Below are 6,873 nucleotides of genomic sequence, written 5' to 3'. Positions count from 1 at the left end.
ACTATTGAGGTAGTGCCTCGAGCGGACACCATAGGGGGTAGAGCACTGGATGGTTGCGGGGGTCGCGAGATCTACCAATACTAACCAAACTCCGAATACCTATGAGTGATACTCGGGAGACAGACGGCGGGTGCTAAGGTCCGTCGTCAAAAGGGAAACAGCCCTGACCTACAGCTAAGGTCCCCAAGTCGTGTCTAAGTGGGAAAGCATGTGGAAATCCCAAAACAACCAGGAGGTTGGCTTAGAAGCAGCCATCCTTTAAAGAAAGCGTAACAGCTCACTGGTCTAAACAAGGGTTTCTGCGGCGAAGATGTAACGGGGCTCAAGACACGCACCGAAGCTTAGGGTGTACACTTTGTGTACGCGGTAGCGGAGCGTTCCGTAAGCCTGCGAAGCGATCTGGTAATGGGTCGTGGAGGTATCGGAAGTGCGAATGCAGACATGAGTAGCGATAAAGAGGGTGAGATGCCCTCTCGCCGAAAGACCAAGGGTTCCTGCGCAAGGCTAATCCGCGCAGGGTGAGCCGGCCCCTAAGACGAGCCCGAAGGGGGTAGTCGATGGGAACCACGTTAATATTCGTGGGCCTGGTGGTGTGTGACGGATCTCGTGTGTTGTACGTCCTTATCGGATTGGACGTGCCTCGAAGAGGTCCCGGGAAATAGCCCCACCGTATAGACCGTACCCGAAACCGACACAGGTGGTCAGGTAGAGTATACCAAGGCGCTTGAGAGAAGTGTCCTGAAGGAACTCGGCAAATTGCCTCCGTACCTTCGGAAGAAGGAGGCCCCATGTAAGCGCAAGCTCTCATGGGGGGCACAGGCCAGGGGGTAGCGACTGTTTAGCAAAAACACAGGGCTCTGCTAAGTCGGCTTCAAGACGACGTATAGGGCCTGACGCCTGCCCGGTGCCTGAAGGTTAAGTGGAGGAGTGCAAGCTCTGAAATGAAGCCCAGGTAAACGGCGGCCGTAACTATAACGGTCCTAAGGTAGCGAAATTCCTTGTCGGGTAAGTTCCGACCTGCACGAATGGCGTAACGACTTCCCCACTGTCTCCAGGACATGCTCAGCGAAATTGAATTCTCCGTGAAGATGCGGAGTACCCGCGGTTAGACGGAAAGACCCCGTGCACCTTTACTGCAGCTTCAGAGTGGCATTGGACAAGAACTGTGTAGCATAGGTGGGAGGCTTTGAAGCATTGGCGCCAGCCGATGTGGAGCCATAGGTGAAATACCACCCTGTTGTTGTTTAATGTCTAACCTCGTACCGTGAAACCGGTACAGGGACCCTCTGTGGCGGGTAGTTTGACTGGGGCGGTCGCCTCCTAAAGAGTAACGGAGGCGCGCGAAGGTTGGCTCAGGCCGGTTGGAAACCGGCTGTTAGAGTGCAATGGCATAAGCCAGCCTGACTGCGAGACTGACAAGTCGAGCAGAGACGAAAGTCGGTCATAGTGATCCGGTGGTCCCTCGTGGAAGGGCCATCGCTCAACGGATAAAAGGTACGCCGGGGATAACAGGCTGATAACCCCCAAGAGCTCATATCGACGGGGTTGTTTGGCACCTCGATGTCGGCTCATCACATCCTGGGGCTGGAGCAGGTCCCAAGGGTTTGGCTGTTCGCCAATTAAAGTGGTACGTGAGCTGGGTTCAGAACGTCGCGAGACAGTTTGGTCCCTATCTGCCGTGGGCGTCGAAATTTGAGAGGAGTTGACCCTAGTACGAGAGGACCGGGTTGAACGTACCTCTGGTGTACCTGTCGTCGTGCCAACGGCGCAGCAGGGTAGCTATGTACGGACGGGATAACCGCTGAAAGCATCTAAGCGGGAAGCCTCCCTCAAGATAAGATTTCTCAGGACGGTCGAAGACCACGACCTCGATAGATCGGATGTGGAAGTGCGGTAACGCATGGAGCTAACCGATACTAATTGTCCTATTCGCGCTTGAGAGCTCCACACCCCCACCATCAGCCCTGGGCTAGATGGCAGGGTGCGGTCATCAATACAGCCAGTGCACGCATCGATTTTATACCCATCACCCCGCCCACAAAGCGGGGTCAGTATTCGCGGACTCTATTGCCTGGTGGCCATAGCGTCGGTGTCCCACCCGATCCCATCCCGAACTCGGCCGTGAAACCCGACTGCGCCAATGGTACTACTGCTCAAGCAGTGGAAGAGTAGGGCGTCGCCAGGCATTATAGTCCGCGTATACACAAAACCCATTCACTTGTTTCCTCGGGCACTCAGCCCGGGGCGCTCAGCCCCACGACACCACGCATGAAGCGTGCCGCCGTGCGGCTCAGCTCAGTCGCGGGGTGGAGCAGCCCGGTAGCTCGTCAGGCTCATAACCTGAAGGCCGCAGGTTCAAATCCTGCCCCCGCAACCATACACACCCAACATCACCCCATACGAAACCGCCACGGCATAGCCGATGGCGGATTGGCGCGTTCGCGTCTTAGCGACGACGCCCGCCGCTCCTCGGTGGCAGCGCCGCTGGCGGATCCTGGCTCTCCGCCAATTCCACCACCTCGAATCTGTGCCCCACCCAGCCGCGCTTGCGCGCCGCTTCCGCCAGCGATGCGTCGTGCGCCATGGCTTCTTTCCGCGATTTCGCGTGACCCCAGAACACCTCCGTCCGGCCCCCGCCCAGATCGGCGACGATCCGCCAGTAATGGCTGAACGGGGCTGAAGTCGGGCCGATGGTCTTCACATAGCCGTCGGGCATCGTTGCGGTCAGATAGCGGGTCTTGCGGGCCATAGGTTCGGGATAGCGCAAAGCCGCTGCTGGGGGCAGATGCTTGACCCGCCCTGCCGATTGCCGCAATCAGTACGCGGCCGGAATATTCCGGTCGTGATCGCGCCGGTTTCCCCGAACAGGGGAATTAAAAGGGAACGCGGTGAGGGCGGGTGACCGCCCGAATCCGAGGCTGTCCCTGCAACTGTAAGCGGTGAGCGGACATGCAGGGACCGGTGTCGAGCCGGTCCAGCCACTGGGGCAACCTGGGAAGGCGCATGGTTCGCGATGACCCGTGAGCCAGGAGACCTGCCGGCGTCAGGTCGCTCATGCCGGGCCCAGGGGATGGCCGTGGCTAGGTCTTTTCCGACGAGCGACGCCAATGGTGGCGGAGGCGCATGGGTGGCCATGTCGAGTGCGGAAAGGCGTCCAGCGCGCATGGCATCCGGCCGTTCGAAGCGAACGGAAGGTCTCGGCTTGTTCGCGACAAGACGCTATGAGCAAATAATGTTATATCATCACATATCATCGAGCCGTGGTCTCATCCTTGTGGGTGGGGCCCTGTGGTCCTGCATGGCGATGCCCGCTTGGGCGCAGCAGGGGGGCATGCCGACCGGCACCGACGCCACGATATTGGTCGTCGGTACGCGCGACAAACCGGCGATGGACCGGCCCAATGCCACGGGCAGCCGATTGGGGCTGACCCCGCTCGAAACCCCTGCCAGCATCACCTCGCTCGACGGCGACCTGGTGCGCGCGCGGGGCGACCAGTCGATCGTCGAGGCCGAGACACGCGCCCCCGGACTGTCGAGCGTCGCCAATCCCGGCAATGGCGGCACCGCCCTGGCGGCGCGTGGCTTTTCCGGACAGGGCTCGGTCCTGCAACTGATTGACGGGGTCCGGCTGTTCCCGGCGGCCGGGACGATCACCTTTCCGACCGATCCCTGGATGGTCGAGCGGATCGACGTGCTGAGCGGCCCGGCGTCGGTGCTCTATGGCCAGGGCGCGCTGGGCGGCGCGGTCAATGTCGTGATGCGCAAGCCCACCGCCCGGACCGAGGGACAGGCCGAGATCGGCTATGGCGCGCAGGACAGCGTTCGGCTGGCGGCCGGGATCGGCGGTCCGGCGGGGGCCACGCTGGGCTATCGGCTGGATGCCAGCTATCGCCGCTCGGACGGCTATGTCGACCGGGGGGATTCGCACAGTTTCGCGCTGTCGGGCACGGTGAAATGGACCCCTTCGCCACGGCTGGCGGTGACGATCCGCGGCGATCATGGCGACCAGCGGCCGATCGGCTATTTCGGGACGCCGCTGATCGACGGGCGGCTCGACCCGGCGATTCGGACGCGCAACTATAATGTCGGGGACGGACGGATGCGGTTTCGCGACGACCGTGCCTCGGTACAGGTCGACTGGACGCCGAGCGCGGCGGTCAGCGTCTCCAACATCGCCTATTATCTGACCAGCGATCGATTCTGGCGCAATCTGGAGAGCTATTGCTGGGTCGGTACCAACGGCACGTGCGCCAACGGGGAGAGCGGTACGCCCGGCACGATCCGGCGGAGCGACAATTACGGCATCCGTCACGACCAGACCCAATGGGGCGACCAGGCGAGCGTGACGCTGCGCACGCCGCTGGCGCCGGGCATCGCCAATGCGCTGGTCGTCGGGGTCGACGCCAATCTGGTGCGCTTCACCCATGAGAACGACTTTGGATCGGATGCGCAGGTCGATGCGGTCGATCCCTTCGCCTTCGATCCCGGCCGCTTTCTGGATACGCAGGGGATCGCGCCGCGATACCGCACCCGCACCGTCGCGCTGGCGGTGTTTGCCGAGGATCGGGTGACGCTGGGCCAGAAATGGTCGGTGGTCGGCGGTTTCCGTTACGAGGAGGATCAGGTCCGCCGCTGGGCGATCGCCTATCCGGGCGGCACGCGGACCGATCGCTTCGCCTTTGAAAAGACCTTCCGCAACGCGACCTGGCGGGCGGGCATCGTGTATCAGCCGAGGCCGACCCTGTCGCTCTATGGCCAATATGCCACCGGCGTCGACCCGCTGGCCACGCTGACCACCGTGTCGAGCGGGCAGGTGCAGTTCGGCAATGCGAAGGGCAACCAGGTCGAAATGGGGGCCAAGTGGCTGTTCCTGGGCGGGCGCGGCACCGCGACGCTGGCGGCCTATCGCATCGTCAAGACGGGGCTGCTGGCGCAGCGCACCCTCTCCAGCCCGGTCGAGCAGGTCGGCCAGCGTTCGGCGCAAGGGGTGGAGGCGGCGGTCTCGGTCGATCTGCCCCAGGGGTTCGGGATCGACGCCAATGCGACGATGCTGGATGCGCGGTTCGATGATTTCCGTTCGGGCGGCGCGGACTATAGCGGCCGGACGCCGCCCAATGTGCCCGAGGCGCTGGGCAATCTCTGGCTGCGCTGGGATGCCACGGCCCGCATGCAGGCGCGGGCGGGGCTGCGCTATGTCGGGCGGCGCTTTTCCGACAATGCCGATGCGTTTCGCATCCCCGGCTATGCGACGGTGGACGCCGCCCTGTCCTATGCGCTGAGCCCGCGCATGGCGGTCGACCTGCGCGTCTATAACCTGTTCGACAAGGCCTATGCGGTCACCGCCTATGGCGATCAGCAATGGATATTGGGCCGTCCGCGCTCGCTGGACCTGGGCCTTCGTGCGACGTTCTGACGCGTCATGGGGAAGGGCGGCCGTCCGGTTCGCCTTTCTCGTCCATCGCTGGGCCGGGATCGCCGCCTGCCTGTTCTTCGCGATGTGGTTCGCCTCCGGGCTGGTGATGATCTACGTCCCCTATCCCGCGCTGACCCCTGCCCAGATGGCGGCCGGGGCGGAGCCGATCGACTGGGGCGGGGTCGATCGGCCGCCGCCGGACGGCGCGACCGCGCGGCGGATCACGCTGGAGATGCGCGACGGCGTGCCGGTCTGGCGGATCGAAGGGGCGGAGGGCGAGACGCAGATCCGCTCCGCCCGGACGGGGGCTCGCGTCGCGCCGGTCGAGGCCGCCTATGCCCGTCGGGTCGCGGTGCGGTTCGCGGGGGCGCCGGTCGTCGCGGTCGCGCCCATCGGGCATGACCAATGGACCGTAGCGGGCGGCTTCGACCGGCACCGTCCGTTGTGGAAGGCGACGCTGGCCGATGCCGCCGGGACCGAGCTCTATATCTCCAGCCTGACCGGCCAGCCGGTGCAGCGGACGACCCGGACGCAGCGTATCTGGAACTGGCTGGGGTCGGTGCCGCACTGGCTCTATCCGACGATCCTGCGCCGCGACGGCGGGCTGTGGCGGCAGGTGGTGATGTGGGTGTCGGGGCCGTGCATCGCGGTCGCGCTGACCGGAATGTGGATCGGCATCCTGCGCATGCGGCTGGGGCGGCGTCGGTATCGCGGCGGGCGGGTGACGCCCTATCGCGGCTGGATGGTCTGGCATCATGTCAGCGGGCTGCTGGGCGGCGTGCTGCTGACCGGCTGGATCGTCAGCGGCTGGCTGTCGGTCGATCCGGGACGCGTCTTTGCCGGGGGCACCGCGCCGGTGGAGGCGATGCGCGCCTATGCCGGGCAGGCGGGCGAGCCGGTGGCGCTCGACCGGCTCGCCGCCATGGCGGGCCCGGCGCACAGCGTCGTGTGGAGCGGCGATGGCGGGTGGCGGCGCATCGCGATCGACCCGGCCGGACCGCATCCGCGCTGGCTGGAGCAGGCGACGCTGGCCCCGGCCGCGCCGATCGATCGACCGGACGCCGCCGCCATGCTGGTCCCCGGCGGGCATGTGACGGGGGTGGCACGGCTGGAGCGGCCCGATTTCTATTGGACCAATCCCGCCCGGTTGCCGGTGGTGCGAATGCGGTTCGACGATCGCGCGGCGACCTGGCTCTATCTCGACCCGATGAGCGGGGCGGTGGTCGAGCGGCAGGACCGCGTCCGGCGGGCTTATCGCTGGGCCTATACGCTGCTTCACACCTGGGACTGGCCGTGGCTGACCGCGTGGCGGCCCGGCTGGACGGCGTGGATGTGGCTCTGGTCGATCGCCGGGCTGATCCTGTCGGTCAGCGGCGTCGTGGTCGGGTGGCGGCGACTGTGCCGTCCTGCGTCGCGCGGGCGGGTGAAAACATCGCCATCGGGGTTGGCGTAACCATGCC

General features: G+C 64.6%; 3 protein-coding genes, 1 tRNA gene, 2 rRNA genes and 1 riboswitch (1 of these 7 cut by a window edge). Of the genes, 5 read left to right on the top strand and 1 reads right to left on the bottom strand.

Annotated features, from left to right (window positions below):
* The 3 genes from QE385_RS09670 to QE385_RS09660 all read left to right on the top strand — a co-directional run.
* Window positions 1–1,940, top strand: a 23S ribosomal RNA gene (locus QE385_RS09670); it begins 865 nt to the left of the window's first position.
* 130 nt (window positions 1,941–2,070) lie between these two features.
* Window positions 2,071–2,185 (top strand): 5S ribosomal RNA (gene rrf, locus QE385_RS09665).
* A 115-nt stretch (window positions 2,186–2,300) separates the two neighbouring features.
* Window positions 2,301–2,377, top strand: a tRNA-Met gene (locus QE385_RS09660).
* Window positions 2,378–2,446: 69 nt separating this feature from the next.
* Here the strand turns inward: QE385_RS09660 and QE385_RS09655 are convergent.
* A complete protein-coding gene (locus QE385_RS09655) occupies window positions 2,447–2,749 on the bottom strand; it encodes a hypothetical protein (RefSeq protein ID WP_307101286.1) in 303 nt (100 codons plus the stop codon).
* Between the two features lie 86 nt (window positions 2,750–2,835).
* Window positions 2,836–3,057: riboswitch (cobalamin riboswitch) on the top strand.
* A 241-nt stretch (window positions 3,058–3,298) separates the two neighbouring features.
* On the opposite strand from QE385_RS09655, the gene QE385_RS09650 reads away from it, so the two are divergent.
* Both QE385_RS09650 and QE385_RS09645 read left to right on the top strand, forming a co-directional pair.
* Complete coding sequence (locus QE385_RS09650; RefSeq protein ID WP_307101283.1) at window positions 3,299–5,413, top strand: TonB-dependent siderophore receptor; 2,115 nt, start codon at window positions 3,299–3,301, stop codon at window positions 5,411–5,413.
* Window positions 5,400–6,866: a PepSY domain-containing protein gene (locus QE385_RS09645; protein ID WP_307101281.1), complete on the top strand. Its 1,467-nt coding sequence runs from the start codon at window positions 5,400–5,402 to the stop codon at window positions 6,864–6,866. The genes QE385_RS09650 and QE385_RS09645 overlap by 14 nt, the downstream gene beginning before the upstream one ends.
* The last annotated feature ends 7 nt before the right edge of the window (window positions 6,867–6,873 follow it).

This window comes from Sphingomonas sp. SORGH_AS_0950 (genome assembly GCF_030818415.1).
Lineage (GTDB): Bacteria > Pseudomonadota > Alphaproteobacteria > Sphingomonadales > Sphingomonadaceae > Sphingomonas.
Note: the sequence above shows the minus strand (reverse complement) of the source record. Positions and strands in the feature narration are given on the sequence as shown.

Coding starts and splice junctions, on each gene's coding strand:
- QE385_RS09655 (WP_307101286.1), bottom strand. CDS start 2,749: ATGGCCCGCAAGACCCGCTATCTGACCGCAACGATGCCCGACGGCTAT.
- QE385_RS09650 (WP_307101283.1), top strand. CDS start 3,299: ATGGCGATGCCCGCTTGGGCGCAGCAGGGGGGCATGCCGACCGGCACC.